We start from the raw sequence: 16752 nt of genomic DNA on the forward strand, positions 1-16752 counted from the left end.
CCAGAACTTCGGGAGAAGCGGCGCACATTTGGCGAATCACCTAGCTTATAGCCGTGCGGCGTCAAAGGTGACCGGTTGCCGCTTCAACAGCACCTCAGAGGGAGACTTAACAATGCGGAATGCAGTGTGCGCAGCCGTGGCGGCGGCGTTCTTGGCAGCGAGCGCGGGCGCAATGGCCCAATATAACGGCCATCGGGGCACGAAGGACGAACAGGAAGCTTGCAAGCCCGACGTTTATCGCCTCTGCCCCGAATACGTGATGCCGCCTCAGGAAGACAAGATCCTCGCCTGTCTGAAGTCCAAGCGGAAGGAACTCAGCCAGGCCTGCAAGAAGGTTATCGACTAAAGCCGGTTCGCTCTGATTGGATCGCAGTCAGAGCGGCATGATGGTCTCTTCCATAATCAGTTATAGAAACCGGAAGCGGCTTCACCGATCGATTGGATCGTCCTGATTGGATCAGGCTCCAGTCTGCGTCAAATCGGCTCCGATTTGACGCAGACAATCTGATCAAGCGCCGTGCCGCGTCCGGTTTCACGGCACGACGCTGTAGCGCTCCGCCTCGCGCTCATTACCGCGCTGAAGTTTCATGATGGCGGTGCGGTTGCAACAGGCCGCACGCAATCTGCCGTTCACCCTGATTTCGATTGCTTGGCTTGGGCTCGGCGGCCTATGGTGCCGCGACCTTATCGTCAGCGGCGGAAAACGACGCCGCAGTGCTGACACAGCAAGAGCGAGGCGGCAGTGGCACGCGAGGCGATCATCCAGGAAGACACCATCATCAAGGGCAAGATCCGCAATTGCCGCCAGATGGAAATCCATGGCTATGTCGAAGGCGAACTTGCCGCCGAATCGGTGATCGTCCATCAGGGTGGCACGTTTTTCGGCACGCTGAAGACCGATCAGGCCGATGTCGCGGGCTCGCTCCAGGGCGAGGTCTTCGTGAAGAACCTCATCAGTATCAGAAGCTCCGGTGTCGTGAACGGCAATGTGCGTTACGGCCAGCTTGCCATGGAAATGGGGGCCGACCTCTCGGCCGAACTGCGCAATGTGCCGCCGAAGCTCGCAGGCGATCTCGACGTCACGGTCAAGCGCGGGCGCTCGGTCGTGATTACCACCGAAGACCTTACCGCTATCGACCCCGACGACCGCGCGGACGAGCTGAGCTATGCCGTGTCAAACGCTTCGAACGGTATCGTGGCGCTTGCGGCGAACGCTGGCGTTTCGGTGGACCGCTTTACGCAGGCCGACATCGAAGCGGGGCGCGTCCTCTTCGTGCATGACGGCGGCGATAGCAACACCGCGAGTTTCGATGTGCTCGTCTCGGACGAGAGCGGGGCTAACTCCGGCCGCGCGCAGACTGTGCATGTGAACGTCCGGGGCTGACGCGCGCTTCCCTCGGCAGACCATTTTCAATAGATCCCAGTCCGGCTGCCGTCGCTCGCTTGCGCATGGCTCGCGCAGGAAAGCTGCGACGTGTCAGAAGCCGTGTGCCGTCACTTGACTGCGCGGAGTGCCGGAAAGCAGACAAAAGAAGCCGCTCCGAAGGAGCGGCTTCTGCAATCGTGCGGACCGGCCGCGATCAAGCGAATTCCATGATCACCGCGTCCACCGCGAGGCTGTCGCCCGGCTTCGCGCGAAGCTTCGTGACGGTGACATCGCGCTCAGCCTTCAAGACATTCTGCATCTTCATGGCCTCGACGATGGCGAGCTGCTCGCCCTCCTTCACCTCCTGGCCCTCTTCCACCGAAATGGACACGACCAGGCCCGGCATCGGGCAGAGAAGCTTCTTCGAGGTGTCGGCGGCCTTCTTCTCGGGCATCAGCGCAATCAGACCCGCCTCGCGGGTCGTGTAGACATGGGCTTTCGTGCGCACGCCATTATAGGACAGGTCGAAGCCGTTCGGAATGACGCGCACCTGCACCGAGACTTCCTTGCCATCGACCTTGCCGTGCCAGATGGGTTTGCCGAACCACCATTTGGTTTCAAACTCGACCGTCTTCTGCGGATTGCCGTCGGCATCCGTGAAGGTAACGGTCGTGCCGTTCTTGTAGTCGCCCGCCAGCACCACATGCTGCTCGAACTTGCCGAGCTTGACGATACGCGCCGCGCCGAGACGCAGGCCGACCGCATGCGGAAGCTGCCCCGAAATGTGGCGGCGGCGGATGTTATTGATGTGGTCGATCCAGGCGGCGACGGCGGCAAGAATATCGCGTTCCTCGCCCTCCGGCTCGCGATGATGGAAGCCGTCCGGATATTCTTCCGCGATGAAGCCGGTGGAGAGATTGCCTGCGCGCCAGCGCGGATGCTGCATGAGCGCCGAGAGGAACGGAATGTTGTGCTCGATGCCATCGATGTAGAACGCGTCGAGCGCGGCAGCCTGCGCATTGATGGCGGCTTCGCGCGTCGGTCCCCAGGTGATGAGCTTCGCGATCATCGGATCGTAGAACATCGAGATTTCGCCGCCCTCTTCCGTGCCGGTGTCGTTGCGCACGATGGTGCCGTTCAGGCGCGGCCCTTCGACCGGCGGCCGATACTTCACGAGGCGGCCGATGGAGGGCAGGAACTTGCGGAACGGATCTTCGGCGTAGACGCGGCTTTCCACGGCCCAGCCGTTGATCTTCAGGTCTTCCTGCTTGAACTGGAGCTTCTCGCCATAGGCCACGCGGATCATCTGTTCCACGAGGTCGAGACCCGTTATCATCTCCGTGACCGGGTGCTCCACCTGAAGGCGCGTGTTCATTTCGAGGAAGTAGAAGTTCTTCTTCGGGTCGACGATGAACTCGACGGTGCCCGCGCTCTCGTAGTTCACGGCCTTCGACAGGGCCACCGCCTGCTCACCCATCGCCTTGCGCGTAGCTTCGTCGAGGAACGGGCTCGGCGCTTCTTCGATGACCTTCTGGTTGCGGCGCTGGATGGAACATTCGCGCTCGAACACGTAGACCACGTTGCCGTGCTTGTCGCCGAGCACCTGTATTTCGATATGGCGCGGGTTCTCGACGAATTTCTCGATGAACACGCGGTCGTCGCCGAAGCTCGATTTCGCCTCCGCCGTCGAGGTGAGGAAGCCCTCGCGCACTTCGTCGGCCGAGCGCGCGATACGCATGCCCTTGCCGCCGCCACCCGCACTGGCCTTGATCATCACCGGATAACCGATGTCGTTCGCGATCGAGATCGCCTGCTCCGGGCTTTCGATGACGCCGAGATAACCCGGGACGGTCGAGACCCGCGCTTGCGCCGCGGCTTTCTTCGACTCGATCTTGTCGCCCATCGCCTTGATGGCTTCGATGTTCGGGCCGATGAAGGCGATGCCGGCCTCCTTCAGCGCCTCGGCGAAGCCGGCATTTTCCGAAAGAAAGCCATAACCGGGGTGGATAGCTTCCGCGCCGGTCTTTTTCGCCGCCTCGATGATCTTCTCGGCGATGAGGTACGATTGGGCGGCTGGAGCCGGACCGATCAGCACGGCCTCGTCGGCCATTTCCACGTGCACGGCGTTTCGGTCGGCCTCGGAATAGACGGCGACCGTCTTGATGCCCATACGGCGCGCGGTCTTGATCACCCGGCAGGCGATCTCGCCCCGGTTTGCGATGAGAATCTTCTTGAACATTGCGGGCATCCTATGCGGCAGGCAGCGGCAGTTTGGTATTTATTGTCTTGTTTGCGCCTGTTCTAGCCGTCATATGGCCGCGCATCAATCCTGCTAATTATTGACTGCTGCCATATACCACGCATGCGGTTTAGGTAGGGCTTGAGCATTGCCTCTGGGAAGCGCGCGGGTGTGCTCGCCGGTTACGCGTCGTCCCGGTCGTGAGCCATCATCATCACGGCCGCGCCCGCCGCCGCGCTGCCGAACGTGACGGCGAAGCCAGCCATCAGCATGCCGATGGGTACGAGCGGCGCTTCCGATGTCGCGATCAGGGTGCCGACGCCGTTCACGTCGGTCGCGAGGATGAGCACGAGCAAGAGCCAGCCCGCAAGGATGCCGATACCGGCGTTCAGCCCGAGAAAGCGGATGAGTTGCGGAAGATCGTTCCAGCCCGCGGAAGCGCGTTTCAGAAGAAGCTTCATGTTCGCCCTCGCTCTTGAACGGTCCTGTCGAGCCGCTTTATCGGGGGAATTCGCCTTTGGTGCGAACTCCGGCAGCGTCTTCCGTACCATGCCACGGTCGGAAATCGTTCGCATGAGGGCCAATGCGCGAGCACGGGAAATTGTTCACGAGAGGAACTGCAAGAAACGGCCTGATAATAATAAGCGGCTTTTGAAAAGGTGAAATAAACGGATTTCAGAACAAACGGATCGGGTAAGAGGAGCGGGGCAATTCCTCAATTGCGAAGGGAGGAGGTTGTCCCGCTTATTCCAAGGAGGTGTCCACCGTGTCGACTTAGCTGCGGACGGACACCAGCCTTCTTCAAAGCTTACGCGTCAGATTTGATAGCCGGCCAGGCCTTGAACGGGAAAGGCTTCTCCTCCGTGTCATGGTAGATGAACCGCGATGCGTCACCCAGCCACTGACCTAAGCTTGGTCCGAACCGAGACAGGAACGGGTTCGGAGCCCGCTGGACGAGAAACCAGACCAACTGCACGAGAGCCAACGCAAAAAAGAGGCTCTGCCCGACACTGAACAGAACAAGAAAGAAAAGTGAGAGACCCGCGCGAGGCCAGTTCCTTGGCTCCTGCGCGGCATCAGACTTGGTCTTGTCGGCCTCCACGGCCGAGAGATTTGCTGCTTCACTCATCATGGTATCCTCCATCCCTTCGCAACCCCCGCTTATCATGGGAAGTGAGCGGCATTGCGCCGTTGGGGCGATATGCGACATTCCGCCACAGCTTCTCCACAGAGGTGGGCCGGTTAGAGGGCATTTCGGGGTTGTCATGACGCACTCGGACACGCCTGGCGCGTGTTTCGCTCAAGATTCATCAGGGGTCGCGCCGCGCGGGCACGAACCGCTCAATCTCGATTCGATTCGCCGCCGTCGTCGAAATGCAGCGCGAGCCAGACGGTGGGCGCGTCCGGCGACGTCCAGTCCACCCGGTGGCGCCGCCGGGCCGGAATGAAAACGTAGTCGCCGGGTTTCAGCGTTCGAGCGTCCTCCTCGCCCTCGAACCGCAGCCGCGCGGCGCCGGAGAGCAGCAACACCCATTCGGCGGACGGCTGATCGTACCAGAAGTCCGGCGGGCTCGCCTGCCCGGTCGAAACGATGCGTTCGACGCGAAGCCCCGGTACATCGAGAAGCGCGGCGATGTCTTCATCCGCGCTCCCAGTGAGCGGCAGATCGGCAAAAATGTTGCCTTCGTTCGCCATCGACGCTCCCGCCTTCGATCTCTGATCGGACGATTTTAATCCCTCACGATGGTGCGCGCGAGGATCTGGAAATCCATCGGAAACTTGCCGTCGTTCGACGCGACGTCCGAGAGGATGAGTGTCGAGCCGACATAGAGCCTCTCGCCGATGCGATCCTTCGCCTCCTCGGAGATTTCGATCCGGTCGAGTGCGGCGGGGGCGGTCTCGGGGAACGGCTGCGCGGCACGTTCCGGTTCAAGCGGTTCGACCGCGCGGCCGCGGCGGCTCGAATGCCGGCGATACTTCACCTCGACGGCGGCAGGCGGCGTGATGCCGACCCAGTTCAGCGCGGCCTTGTTGTCGCCGGTTCGTGTCGCAATGAAAAGATGCGTGCCGAGCGGGCGATCCGCGTCCTTGATCGTCACGGGCACGTCGAACAGGGGGGTCGTGCCCTGCCGCACGTAAAGACGGCTCGTCTTGCGGCTGATGAGCATCGAGATCGGGGTCGCGCGCGAAGCAGCGTCCCTCGCCATCTCGGTGGCCTCGTCGCCGTCGGCGATGGCCGCGCGAACGGCTTCCTGCGCGGCGAGCAGATCGCGCTCGATCGCGGCGCGAGCGTCGCGCGCGGCACCCGCTTTCGTTTCGGCATCGGCAAGCCTTGCTTCGAACGCGCTGAGGCGCTGATCGACGGCCTTCGATGTCGCCTCGTCGGCGTCGACCTTCTCGGCGGCGCGAGTGGCGGTCTCAAGCTCGCGGCTCGCGCGCTTCACATCCGCTTCGGCCAAGGCGACATCCCTGTCGGCCTGCCTAAGCTCTGACTGCTTTTTCCCGGCAAGAGCCACGGCGGTCTTCTTCGCCTGCGCGGCAGCGCGGCCCTTCTGGATGGCCGCAGCCTTCAGGGCCTCCGCGTATTCGCCCGGCGCAACGAGATCCGGTTTCGTTTGGTCAGGCTTTCCGGCGGAAAGTGCCACCGGTTCGACAGCCGGTGTGGCGTCTTGCTTGCCGGTGGTCCTGTCGTCGGCCTTGTCCGGCAGAGGCAAAAGCTTGGGAGCGGGCAGCTTCGCGTGCGCTATATCCACCGGGGCGACGTCCTGCGGTGCGATGACGACGCGCATGCCCACGCTCGTCACCCCGAAAAGACGCTGCGCGAAGGCGGCCGGAAGCCGCACGCAGCCGTGGCTCGCCGGATAGTTCGGCACGACGCCCAGATGCAGCGCCACGCCGGTCCAGGTCAGCCGCTGCATGAACGGCATCGGCGCGCCGCTGTAAATGTTGGAGCGGTGATAGCGGTTCTTTTCAAGGATCGAGAATACGCCGGCGGGCGTCGCGTAGCCCTGCTGCCCTGTCGAAACCCGGCTTCGCGCCCAGACGCCTTTCGCGTCGTAGAACGTCACATGCTGATCGGCGAGCGAAACCACGCCGTAGAGCGGCCCGACCGGCGCGCGGCTCTGCGTATCCTCGACCGCCTGCGGTTCTTCGCGTTCGGGCTGATAGTAGCGGCGGCGCGCGTCAGCCGGTTGCGCCACCAATCCAAAGCCGACAAGCGCGACCATGAGAGCCGCCGAAGCGGATGCGGCGCTATGAGCGGACGGGAAAATGCGGCGCGGGCTCGGGAAATCAAATCGACGCATGACGTTTGAACATTCGTGAGGGTTGCCGGGGAGCGCAGTATGCAGGCTTTGCCGTAACTATAGCGTGAAATTGTGCCGCGCAAAGCCTATGCGGATATTAGAGCGGATCTGAAATCGGCCTTCCTTTTGGAGCGAGTGCGGTGTCGATCCCAAATTCACAAGCCGCTCCAGAACCTTAATTTCCAGACCACCTTATACACTTTAAATGCGACTACGGATGGGTCGGCGCCCTCGGTCGCATTCAGAGCGCAGCAGGCGACCCGGCGAAATTGCGCTCGCTGCCGCCCGCGGTCTTAACTGAAATGCCATGTCGCTCGCGCTTCCTTCTGTGAGACCGCCGATGCCTTCGACCGGAGGGACAGAATGCAGACATGGACGCAAACGCTTTCAGCTCGCGCCCGCGAAAACTGGCGTGACGCCTTTGCCTCTGCGGCTGCCGCATGCATCGCGTGGGTTGTCTCGTTCCGTCTTTTCGGCCATACGACGCCGCTCTTCGCGGCGATCACGGCCATCATCTGCCTCGCTCCGGCGCTGCCGAGCCGTGGCCAACAGGCCGTCGGGCTGCTCATCGGGGTGGCAACGGGCATCGTGGTCGGCGAACTTGCGCTGCTCCTGCCGCCGATGGAGCCGCTGTTGCGCATGGGGCTGGCGACCTTTGTCGCTTTGCTGATCGCGTCCCTTTTCGGCCTAGCGCCCGTCGTTCCGATTCAGGCGGGGATTTCAACGGTGCTGCTGCTTTCGTTCGGAGCGGAGAAGGCAGGCGTCGCGCGGATGCAGGACGTGGTGGTTGGCGCTTCCGTCGGCCTGATGTTCAGCCAGGTGCTGATGACACCGAACCCCGTCCGCCTCATCGACGTGGCGGCGAAGTCGCTGCTGCAGCGGTTGTCCAAAGGTTTCGCGCAGGCCGAGGCGGCGATCTCGGATCGGGACCGGGCGAAAGCCGAAGCCGCGACGACCCTTTTCACAGAGACGCAATCGAGCCTCATCAACCTCAATTCCGGCATCAACCGGGCCCGAAGCCTCGTGCGCTGGACCTTGCGCGGGCGCTTCGTCGCCTTGCAGGTGCGTGAAATGGCGGCCCTCTACGACCGCCGCGCCATCCGGCTCTACGCCTCGGCCCTGCTATTCGCGGAATCGCTCGAAGAGGCGCTGCGGACAAGCAGTGCCCCTCCGCCTGACGGGCTTCGCGACCGGGTTGCCCATGTCGCGCGCCTCGCCGCCGCCTTGGCGAAAGATCTCGACGCCGCGCGCAACGACACATTCGAGGCATCTCTTCCGGTCGCGGTGCCGCATGGCTGGGAACCCTGCCTCGACAATCTCCACGCGGCGGAAGCAGCGCTCGCCGCCTTGATCGCAATCCGCGACCGATAGCGAGGGCTTCCCCCTGCGCGGACGCGGGCAGGGCGGTTGCCAGGATCGCGGAACAGGTTTTCCATGCATGCATTGGGGTGGGGAACAGGAGGCAACATATGAAAGCGGGGTTTATCGGGCTCGGACAAATGGGCTCGGGCATGGCAGCCAATCTTGCGAAGGCCGGTCATGAGGTGCGCGTCTATAACCGCACACGCGGCAAGGAAGGCCCGCTTGTCGCCTTGGGCGCGACGGCTGCCGAAAGCATCGCGGATGCATGCGTTGGCGCAGACGCCGTCTTCACCATGCTGGCGAACGACGAAGCGTTGCGCGCCGTCGCTTTCGGCGTGGGCGGCGTTCTCGAAGCCCTGCCGAAAGGCGCGATCCATATCTCGTCGAGCACCGTCAGCGTGGCTCTGGCGGAGGAACTGACAGCCGCGCATTCAGAGGCGGGGCAACGCTTCATCTCTGCACCGGTGATGGGACGGCCAGAAGCGGCGGCTGCCGCGAAACTGTTCGTCATGGCGGGCGGCGCACCGGATGCGGTGGCGGACGCAGGGCCGCTGTTCGACGCCATCGGCCAGAAGACATTCCACCTCGGCGACGACCCCAAGGTGGGCAATATCGTGAAGCTCGCGAACAATTTCCTTCTGGCCTGCGTTATCGAGACGGTCGGCGAGGCAATGGCACTCACATCGAAAGCGGGCGTGGATCGGCATTCCTATCTCGATGTTCTCACCTCCACGCTGTGGAATGCGCCGGTCTACAAGACCTACGGCGCGCTTATCGCGAACGAGGCGTTCGAACCGGCGGGGTTCCCGGTTCCGCTCGGGCAGAAAGACGTACGGCTTGCGCTCGAAGCGGCGGAAGGGCTGAACGTGCCGCTGCCAGTCGGCGGAATCCTGCGCGACCGCTTCATCCGTCTGCGGGCGGAAGGCGGCGATGCGCTCGACTGGTCGGCCATTGCGAAACTTGCCCGCAAGGATGCGGGACTCGACTGAGACAACAGCGGAGAATGGATCATGGAAACCATCGCAATCGGCAAATCCGGGATCGAAACCTCGCGCATCGCGCTTGGCACATGGGCCATCGGCGGCTGGATGTGGGGCGGCACCGACGAGGCGCAGTCCATCGCGACGATCCGGGCGGCGGTCGATCGCGGCATCACGCTGATCGACACCGCGCCGGTTTACGGCTTCGGGCGGTCTGAGGAGATCGTCGGAAAGGCGCTCGCCGAGGGTGGTTTGCGCGACAAGGTCCAGATCGCCACGAAATGCGGGCTGAACTGGCGCGACGGCAAGGTGTGGCGCGATGCGCGGCCAGAGCGCATTCGCCGTGAGATCGAGGACTCCCTTCGGCGGCTTCGCACGGACGTCATCGACCTGTATCAGGTGCACTGGCCCGATCACGAAACGCCGTTCGAAGATACGGCACGCGTGCTGGAAGATCTGCGGCGCGACGGGAAAATTCGCGCCATCGGCGTCAGCAATTACGCGCCTGCCGAGATGGACTCATTCCGCAAGGCGGCGCAACTCGACGCCGTGCAGCCGCCGTACAATCTTTTCGAGCGCGAGATCGAGGCGGATGTGTTGCCCTATGCCGAGAGAAACGGCCTGACCGTGCTGGCTTACGGCGCGCTGTGCCGCGGGCTTTTGTCAGGCCGCATGAAGGCCGACACGGCGTTCGACGGCGACGATCTTCGCAGGAGCGACCCCAAGTTTCAGGGCGAGCGCTTTCACGATTATCTCGCGGCGGTGGAGGCGCTTAAGACGCTGGCGCAGGAACGCTTTGGCAAATCCGTTCTCGCGCTTGCCGTTCGCTGGGTGCTCGATCAGGGACCGACCATCGCGCTATGGGGCGCACGCAAGCCGTCGCAGGTCGAAACTGTGAGCGAAGTCATGGGTTGGCATATCGATGAGGAGGCGAAGCGCGAAATCGACGCGATCCTGAAGCGTACGATCCGCGAGCCGGTTTCGCCCGCCTTCATGGCTCCGCCGGACAAACGCCCGGCAGGCGTGTGACGGGTCGGTAAGAAGACAACCGCTATCCTCGGCCAAATGACCTTGCGCGAGGCCATCCGCCTCGTTTGAAACCAAAGTGCCCGGAGTAGCGTATGGCGATCCCTTACAAGAGCGAATTGCAACTGTTGAACCACGACGAGCGCGAGCTGGTGCGCGCGACGCATTATCCCGCTATCTGCGAGTTGGCCCGCGATGATCTTCAGGACACGCTGGCGCGGCTTCGCGGTCTGCGCGACAAGGAAAAGGCCCAATACATGGCAAAGCGTCGCGAAACCAAGGGCACGGGCGAGGCGCGCGGCGGAAGCTTTCCCGGCACGTCCGAGCAGCCGCGCCGCAGGAAGCAGGTCTTCGCCCAGGCGCTGAAGCGCGTGAACAAGGAGATAGAGCGGCACCGAAAGTTCGAGGCGAAGGCAGAACTTGGAGCGGCTGCGCGGCGCGCGCTTGCGCTCAAACGGTCCGGGGACTTCCACCGTCCGTCCCCCGGCGTCACAGCTCATGAAGGCATGTCGCCGCTTCCAAGCCGCCGCCGCCGGACGACCGTCCACCCGTCCAAGATCGGGCAGGTGTCGCAGTGGACGAAGATCCGCCAGGCGCAAAGGGACGCGCGCCCATAACGCGCGTACTGCGTTTCCGCGCCCGGAAAGGCGACGTCGCCTACCTCTCAAGCTCGGCGGCAAGGAACGCGCGGATCTTGTCGCGCGCAACATCCTTCGCCACGAAGGCGTTGCCGATGCCGCTGAGCAGGATGAGGTTCATCTTGCCGTCCTTCACCTTCTTGTCCTGCTCCATGAAGCCCGTCAGTTCGTCGAGCGATGGACCGCGGCCGAGCCGCTGGCGCAGTTCACCAAAGGTGGTGGCAAAGCCGACTTCGGCCAGATGGTCTTCGAGCCGCCGCGAAACAGTACCCGCGCAAAATCCTTCCGCCTCGGAAAAGCGCGCGGCCAGCACCATGCCGAGCGCAACAGCTTCGCCGTGGAGCACGTCGCCGGAATAACCGGCCCACGCCTCGACCGCGTGACCGAAGGTGTGGCCGAGATTCAGGAGCGCGCGGTCGCCCGCCTCCTTCTCGTCGCGGGACACGATTTCGGCCTTCATCCGCACGCTCGTCTCGACGGCGTCGGTGAGCGGATAGGTGTCCTGCTCGAAGATCGCGGAGGCGTTGTCTTCCAGCCAGCGGAAGAAGACCGAGTCGCCAAGCGCGCCGTATTTCGCCACCTCGGCATAGCCCGCGCGAAATTCGCGCTCCGGCAACGTCTTCAACGTGTCGAGGTCGATCAGAACGAGCGAAGGCTGATGGAATGCGCCGACGAGGTTCTTGCCGTGCGACGTGTCGATGCCGGTCTTGCCGCCGACCGACGAGTCGACCTGAGCCAGAAGCGTCGTCGGAACCTGCACGACGCGCACGCCGCGCTTCAGCGTCGCCGCCGCAAACCCCGCAAGGTCGCCGATCACGCCGCCGCCGAGCGCGATGACCGCGTGGTCGCGCTCGACCCCAAGGTCGAGCAGCGCCGCCGTCACCCGTTCGAGAGAAGCGAAACTTTTCGACGCCTCGCCGGATGGAACGTAAACCGTCGGGCCAAGCAGGAGCCCCGCCCCCGAAAGCCCGGCCTCAAGCTGGTCCGCGTAGGCATGAACTGCCTCGTCCGCGACGATGGCGAAGCGTGTGCCCGGCAATGTCTCCGCGAGAAACTGCGGTGCGCCCGCGATCAAACCGTTGCCGATGAGGATCGGATAGCTGCGTTCGCCAAGCTCCACATCCACGCGCGCGGAAGGCTTGATTTGTGCCGTCATGACGGTTCGCTCCCTTGCAGGTCGGCCGGTCGGGCTTCGGCGCCCCCGGACTCTTTGGCTGTCAGATAAGCAAAGATCAGGTCGAGGATTTCGTCCACGATCACCTCGTGAGGCGCATCGCGGCTCTCGAATTTGAGATTCGACTCCGCATAAAAGGGCTCGCGCTGGGCGAGAAGCCGACGAAGCACTGCCATCGGATCGTCGGTCTTGAGAAGGGGGCGATTGTCGCGCCGCGAAACGCGCTGGAGGAGAAGGTCGAGCGGCGCATGGAGCCAGATCGAAACGCCGCCTCTGGCGATCTCGGCTCGCGTGGCGGGCGAGATGACCGACCCGCCGCCGGTCGACAGCACTTGCGGGCCGCTCTGCAGAAGGCGGCGGATGACTCGCTCCTCGCCATCGCGGAAGTAACCTTCGCCGTGGATGCGGAACATTTCTTCGATGGTCATGCCGGCGGCGGTTTCGATCTCTGTGTCGGCATCGTGAAATGGCAGATCCAGCGCGGTCGCCAGCCGCCGCCCGATTGACGACTTGCCCGATCCCATCATGCCGACGAGGATGACGCTCTGCCGCCCCAGCGCGTGCCGCACAGCCCTCGCCATCGGCTTCAAGCCGCCTGCTTCGTTTTCCGACGTCACGAACCACTCATCTTATTGGCTTAATGGAAGAGACAGGGCGCAACTTAAGCCTCTATCGCATCCTTGACAACGGGTGCGAAGAGAGGCAGCCCATAAGGAGAACGACCGACTGGAGGGAGAAATGCCGACACTTCTTCGCTTTCTGACAATCGTCGGTTTGATCGCCGGGCTGTTCTACGGGTCGATGTTCGTTCTGGCGAACTTTTTCGAGCCGTCGCCGCATGAGATGACGAAATCGATCCGCGACGCGAAGATCAAGTAGCATGGGGCGGCCATCGAGCGCGCCCGCGTCCCCGGTAGACGGGCCGCTGATCGAGGCGTTTCTCAGTATGATGCGTGCCGAACGCGGCGCGTCAGTCAACACGGTCGCGGCCTATGCCGCGGACCTGCGCGAGATGTCGCGATTCCTTGATGAGCGCGACTCGACATTTGCCGATTGCGCGCGCGACGAACTGGAAGCGTTTTTCTCGGATCGCGCCGCCGCCGGCCTCGCGGCCAATTCAGCGGCGCGCAAGCTCTCTTGTCTGAAGCGATTCATGCTGTTTCTTGTCGCCGAGAAGGTACGCGAGGATGACCCCGCGCGGCTCATCGACGGCGCGAAGGCGCGGCGCGTGCTGCCGATGACGCTTACCGTCGCCGAAGTGGACCTTCTGCTCGACGCGGCGCATCAGGCTGCGGCCGTTGCCGATCCGCAAACGCCGGGCGGCCGCCGTGCGCTGCGCCTCGCCTGCCTGCTCGAACTGCTCTACGCCACCGGCCTGCGCGTCTCCGAACTCGTCGGGCTGCCGCGCGCCGCCTTCCTCGGCGACCGCAAGATGCTGACCGTAAAGGGAAAGGGTGGGCGCGAGCGCATCATCCCGCTCAATGCCAAGGCGCGCGCGGTGCTCGATTGCTGGTTGGATGCGCTCGATACGGCCGCGCGGTCAGCCGACGGGAAGGCAGGCGCCGCCGGGAATTCTGCATCGAAATGGCTTTTTCCGTCCTGGGGTGAAGACGGCCACCTGACACGGCAGAAATTCGCGCAGGATCTGAAGGCTCTCGGCGCAAGCATCGGTATCGACGCGGAGCGGCTTTCTCCGCACGTCCTGCGCCACGCATTCGCGACGCATTTGCTCGACAGGGGCGTTGACCTGCGCGTGCTGCAAACCCTGCTCGGCCATTCCGACATTTCGACGACGCAGATTTATACGCACGTCATGGAAGACCGCCTGCGGCAGACCGTGTTCGATTTTCACCCGCTCAGCAAGGACGCCGTGGAGAAGGGCGAAAGGTAGCCGCGAAGTTTCGAAGCGGATTCTAGCTCGGCTCGAAGCGATGCACGAGAAGCCCGAGATCCGGGCTCACTTCCCTTAACGGGAAAAACCGGCGGAAGCCGCAGTTTTCGTAGAATTGAACCGCACGGGAGTTGGCTCCCGTCACGACGTGCACGCCGGGCGAACGGGCCTCGATGCACTGCTCGAAGAACCGCGCGACCAGCAGCGAACCGATGCCCCTGCCCTGCTGCCCCGGTTTCACGTTGATGTGGAGATGCGACGGAAAATCCTGAAGCGCGGCGCGAAAGTTCTTCGTGTAGAATGCCATGCCGTCGAGGATCGGGCGGGATTCATCGGAAAAACTGTCGAGGCACCCGGCGAGATAGCCGACCGCATGCCGCTCATTGTCGAGCGCGAGGAAAAAGGAAAGCGGCTGCAAATCCAGATAATTGCCGAACCAGCGCTGATAAAACGCCTTTTTCACGATCGGCGAGTTGAATGCGGATGTGTTCGCCGTCGCGAAGAAGATCTCGGTAGCCTCGGCCAGAAGACGGTCACGGTCCGACGGATCGATGGCGGTCAACGGATATGTGATGGCCACGGCATGCCTTTCCCGAAACGCGAAGCCTCATTCGGCTGCGCGTGGCTCCTGCTGCGGCGCCTCTGAGGCGAGCCCTTCGCCCTTCTCGTTGATCATTTCGGGGCGAGGCATGGCCACGATATTGTAACCCGAATCGACGTAATGGGTTTCGCCCGTGACCGCAGTGGACAGGCCGGAGAGCAGATAGAGAGCGGCGCCGCCGACTTCGTCGAGCGTCGGCGTGCGGCGCAGAGGCGAATGCAGCTTCTGGTAATTGAAGATGACGCGCGCGTCGGACACGCCGGAGCCCGCGAGCGTGCGCATCGGACCGGCCGACAGGCCATTCACGCGGATGCCCTGCGGACCGAAATCCACGGCGAGGTAACGCACGGACGCTTCGAGTGCCGCCTTCGCCACGCCCATGACGTTATAGCGCGGGACGACGCGCGTCGACCCGCCGTAGGTCAGCGTGATCATCGAACCGCCGTCCGTCATCAGCGCGGCGGCGCGCTTGGCAATCTCCGTGAACGAGAAGCACGAAATCACCATGCTGTTGATGAAGTTCTCGCGGGTGGTATCCGCGTAGCGGCCCTTGAGTTCGTTGCGGTCGGAGAAGGCCAGCGCATGGACCAGAAAGTCGATCTTGCCCCACTTCTCCTTGAGCGTGTCGAACACGGCATCAACCGACGCGAGATCGACCACGTCACACGGCAGGATGATCTTGCCCCCGAGGCTTTCGGCCAGCGGAATGACGCGGCGGCCGAAGGCGTCGCCCTGATAGGTGTAGGCGATTTCGGCGCCTTGTCCCGCGAGCACGCGGGCAATTCCGTAAGCGATCGACCGTTCGTTGGCCACGCCCATGACGAGCCCGCGTTTGCCTGCCATCAACGGCTGCGGCTTTGCTACATCAAACCCAGTCATGAGATCGTGGCCTTTCCTGATCCGGCTTATTGCCGACGCCTCTAGGCGACGTACCGGTTGAATATCAACGTCGCGTTGGTGCCGCCGAAACCGAAGCTGTTCGACATCACGCAATTCAGCTCGACGTTATCGAGTCTTTCGCGAACAATTGGCATATCCGAGAACGCGGGATCAAGCTCCACGATATTTGCGGATTCACACACAAATCCGTTGTTCATCATCAGAAGTGAATAGATTGCCTCCTGAACGCCAGCGGCGCCGAGCGAGTGCCCGGTGAGCGACTTGGTGGCGGACAGCAGCGGCGCTTTCGAGCCGAACACTTCGCGGACAGCCTCGATTTCCTTCAGGTCGCCTATCGGAGTCGAGGTTGCGTGAGGGTTGATGTAGTCGACCTTGCGGTCGAGGCCCTTCATCGCCACGCGCATGCAGCGCGCCGCGCCTTCGCCCGACGGCGCAACCATGTCGTAGCCGTCCGAGTTCGCGCAGAACCCGACGAGTTCGCCGTAAATCTTCGCGCCGCGAGCCTTGGCCCGCTCCAGTTCCTCAAGCACGAGCACGCCCGCACCGCCCGCGATCACAAAGCCGTCGCGATTCGCGTCATAGGCGCGGCTCGCCTTCGTGGGCGTGTCGTTGTAGTTGGACGACATCGCGCCCATCGCGTCGAACAGCACCGACAGCGTCCAGTCGAGTTCCTCGCCGCCGCCCGCGAACATCACATCCTGCTTGCCCCAGGCGATCATCTCGGCGGCATTGCCGATGCAATGCGCGGAGGTCGAACAGGCCGACGAGATCGAATAATTGATGCCCTTGATGCGGAACGGGGTCGCGAGCGTGGCCGAGTTGGTGCTCGACATCGCCTTCGGCACCTCGAACGGGCCAACCTTGCGGGGGCCCTTCTCGCGAGTCGTGTCGGCGGCGGCAACGATGGCGCGCGTGGACGGACCGCCGGACCCCATGATGAGGCCCGTGCGCTCGTTCGAGATGTCTTTTTCCTCAAGACCGGCGTCCGCGATGGCCTGCTGCATCGCGATATAGTTCCACCCGGCGCCCGCGCCCATGAAGCGGCGAACTTTCCGGTCGATCGCGGCTTCCCAGTCGATTGTCGGCTCACCGTGCACCTGACACCTGAAGCCGCGCTCGGCGTAATCCTTCGCCTTGACGATGCCGGACCGTCCCTCGCGCAGGGAGGCGAGCACCTCCTGGGTGTTGTTACCGATGGACGAGATGATGCCCATTCCCGTGACAGCAACACGTCTCATGTCTTGACCCCACGTTGTCGCAATTTGTTCAA

The 16752-nt window shown here is 63.1% G+C and carries 18 protein-coding genes; 8 read left to right on the forward strand and 10 right to left on the reverse strand.

The features are described 5' to 3' along the window. Window positions 1-112 precede the first annotated feature (112 nt). Complete coding sequence (locus EK416_RS05855; protein ID WP_127076573.1) at window positions 113-346, forward strand: hypothetical protein; 234 nt, start codon at window positions 113-115, stop codon at window positions 344-346. Between the two features lie 396 nt (window positions 347-742). Beyond that, window positions 743-1384 (forward strand): polymer-forming cytoskeletal protein, encoded by a 642-nt coding sequence (locus EK416_RS05860; protein ID WP_127076574.1) that lies wholly within the window; start codon window positions 743-745, stop codon window positions 1382-1384. Between the two features lie 196 nt (window positions 1385-1580). Here the strand turns inward: EK416_RS05860 and EK416_RS05865 are convergent, their stop codons facing one another. The 5 genes from EK416_RS05865 to EK416_RS05885 all read right to left on the reverse strand — a co-directional run bounded on the left by EK416_RS05865 (window position 1581) and on the right by EK416_RS05885 (window position 6832). Further along, window positions 1581-3605: an acetyl-CoA carboxylase biotin carboxylase subunit gene (locus tag EK416_RS05865; protein ID WP_127076575.1), complete on the reverse strand. Its 2025-nt coding sequence runs from the start codon at window positions 3603-3605 to the stop codon at window positions 1581-1583. A gap of 182 nt (window positions 3606-3787) precedes the next feature. After that, entirely contained in the window at window positions 3788-4066 is a 279-nt protein-coding gene (locus EK416_RS05870) for a hypothetical protein (protein WP_127076576.1), read from the reverse strand. A gap of 347 nt (window positions 4067-4413) precedes the next feature. Next, window positions 4414-4737 carry a DUF4389 domain-containing protein gene (locus tag EK416_RS05875; RefSeq protein WP_164729878.1) on the reverse strand — a complete coding sequence of 108 codons (324 nt, stop codon included), beginning with the start codon at window positions 4735-4737 and terminating at the stop codon, window positions 4414-4416. A 209-nt stretch (window positions 4738-4946) separates the two neighbouring features. Next, entirely contained in the window at window positions 4947-5300 is a 354-nt protein-coding gene (locus EK416_RS05880) for a cupin domain-containing protein (RefSeq protein WP_127076578.1), read from the reverse strand. 35 nt (window positions 5301-5335) lie between these two features. Next, window positions 5336-6832, reverse strand: a complete 1497-nt coding sequence (locus EK416_RS05885) for a L,D-transpeptidase family protein (protein WP_164729879.1) — start codon at window positions 6830-6832, stop codon at window positions 5336-5338. 441 nt (window positions 6833-7273) lie between these two features. Here EK416_RS05885 and EK416_RS05890 point away from each other — a divergent pair, with 441 nt between their 5' ends. From EK416_RS05890 to EK416_RS05905, 4 genes are all read left to right on the forward strand, one after another. Then, the gene (locus tag EK416_RS05890; RefSeq protein WP_127076580.1) at window positions 7274-8281 is read left to right on the forward strand and encodes an FUSC family protein; all 1008 of its coding nucleotides are present in this window, start codon (window positions 7274-7276) and stop codon (window positions 8279-8281) included. A 98-nt stretch (window positions 8282-8379) separates the two neighbouring features. Next, on the forward strand, window positions 8380-9261 hold the full coding sequence (locus EK416_RS05895) for an NAD(P)-dependent oxidoreductase (RefSeq protein WP_127076581.1): 882 nt from the start codon (window positions 8380-8382) through the stop codon (window positions 9259-9261). 21 nt (window positions 9262-9282) lie between these two features. Continuing rightward, entirely contained in the window at window positions 9283-10281 is a 999-nt protein-coding gene (locus tag EK416_RS05900; RefSeq protein WP_127076582.1) for an aldo/keto reductase, read from the forward strand. A gap of 92 nt (window positions 10282-10373) precedes the next feature. Continuing rightward, complete coding sequence (locus EK416_RS05905) at window positions 10374-10895, forward strand: hypothetical protein (RefSeq protein WP_127076583.1); 522 nt, start codon at window positions 10374-10376, stop codon at window positions 10893-10895. 40 nt (window positions 10896-10935) lie between these two features. Here EK416_RS05905 and aroB read toward each other — a convergent pair whose 3' ends face one another. Together aroB and EK416_RS05915 are read right to left on the reverse strand one after the other, a co-directional pair. Beyond that, window positions 10936-12072, reverse strand: coding sequence for a 3-dehydroquinate synthase (gene aroB / locus EK416_RS05910; protein ID WP_127076584.1), 1137 nt, complete (start codon window positions 12070-12072; stop codon window positions 10936-10938). Continuing rightward, window positions 12069-12707: a shikimate kinase gene (locus tag EK416_RS05915; protein WP_127076585.1), complete on the reverse strand. Its 639-nt coding sequence runs from the start codon at window positions 12705-12707 to the stop codon at window positions 12069-12071. The genes aroB and EK416_RS05915 overlap by 4 nt, the downstream gene beginning before the upstream one ends. Window positions 12708-12828: 121 nt before the next feature. On the opposite strand from EK416_RS05915, the gene EK416_RS05920 reads away from it, so the two are divergent. Continuing rightward, window positions 12829-12969, forward strand: coding sequence for a hypothetical protein (locus EK416_RS05920; protein WP_037234637.1), 141 nt, complete (start codon window positions 12829-12831; stop codon window positions 12967-12969). A gap of 1 nt (window position 12970) precedes the next feature. Next, on the forward strand, window positions 12971-13981 hold the full coding sequence (locus EK416_RS05925; RefSeq protein WP_127076586.1) for a tyrosine recombinase: 1011 nt from the start codon (window positions 12971-12973) through the stop codon (window positions 13979-13981). Between the two features lie 22 nt (window positions 13982-14003). Here the strand turns inward: EK416_RS05925 and EK416_RS05930 are convergent, their stop codons facing one another. The 3 genes from EK416_RS05930 to fabB are packed head-to-tail and all read right to left on the reverse strand — an operon-like array spanning window position 14004 to window position 16720. Then, window positions 14004-14561, reverse strand: coding sequence for a GNAT family N-acetyltransferase (locus EK416_RS05930; protein WP_127076587.1), 558 nt, complete (start codon window positions 14559-14561; stop codon window positions 14004-14006). Between the two features lie 27 nt (window positions 14562-14588). Further along, window positions 14589-15461 (reverse strand): enoyl-ACP reductase FabI, encoded by an 873-nt coding sequence (gene fabI / locus EK416_RS05935; protein ID WP_127076588.1) that lies wholly within the window; start codon window positions 15459-15461, stop codon window positions 14589-14591. A 41-nt stretch (window positions 15462-15502) separates the two neighbouring features. Continuing rightward, window positions 15503-16720, reverse strand: a complete 1218-nt coding sequence (gene fabB / locus EK416_RS05940; RefSeq protein WP_127076589.1) for a beta-ketoacyl-ACP synthase I — start codon at window positions 16718-16720, stop codon at window positions 15503-15505. Window positions 16721-16752: the final 32 nt, after the last annotated feature.

The organism is Rhodomicrobium lacus (genome assembly GCF_003992725.1).
In the GTDB taxonomy this organism is placed as follows: domain Bacteria; phylum Pseudomonadota; class Alphaproteobacteria; order Rhizobiales; family Rhodomicrobiaceae; genus Rhodomicrobium; species Rhodomicrobium lacus.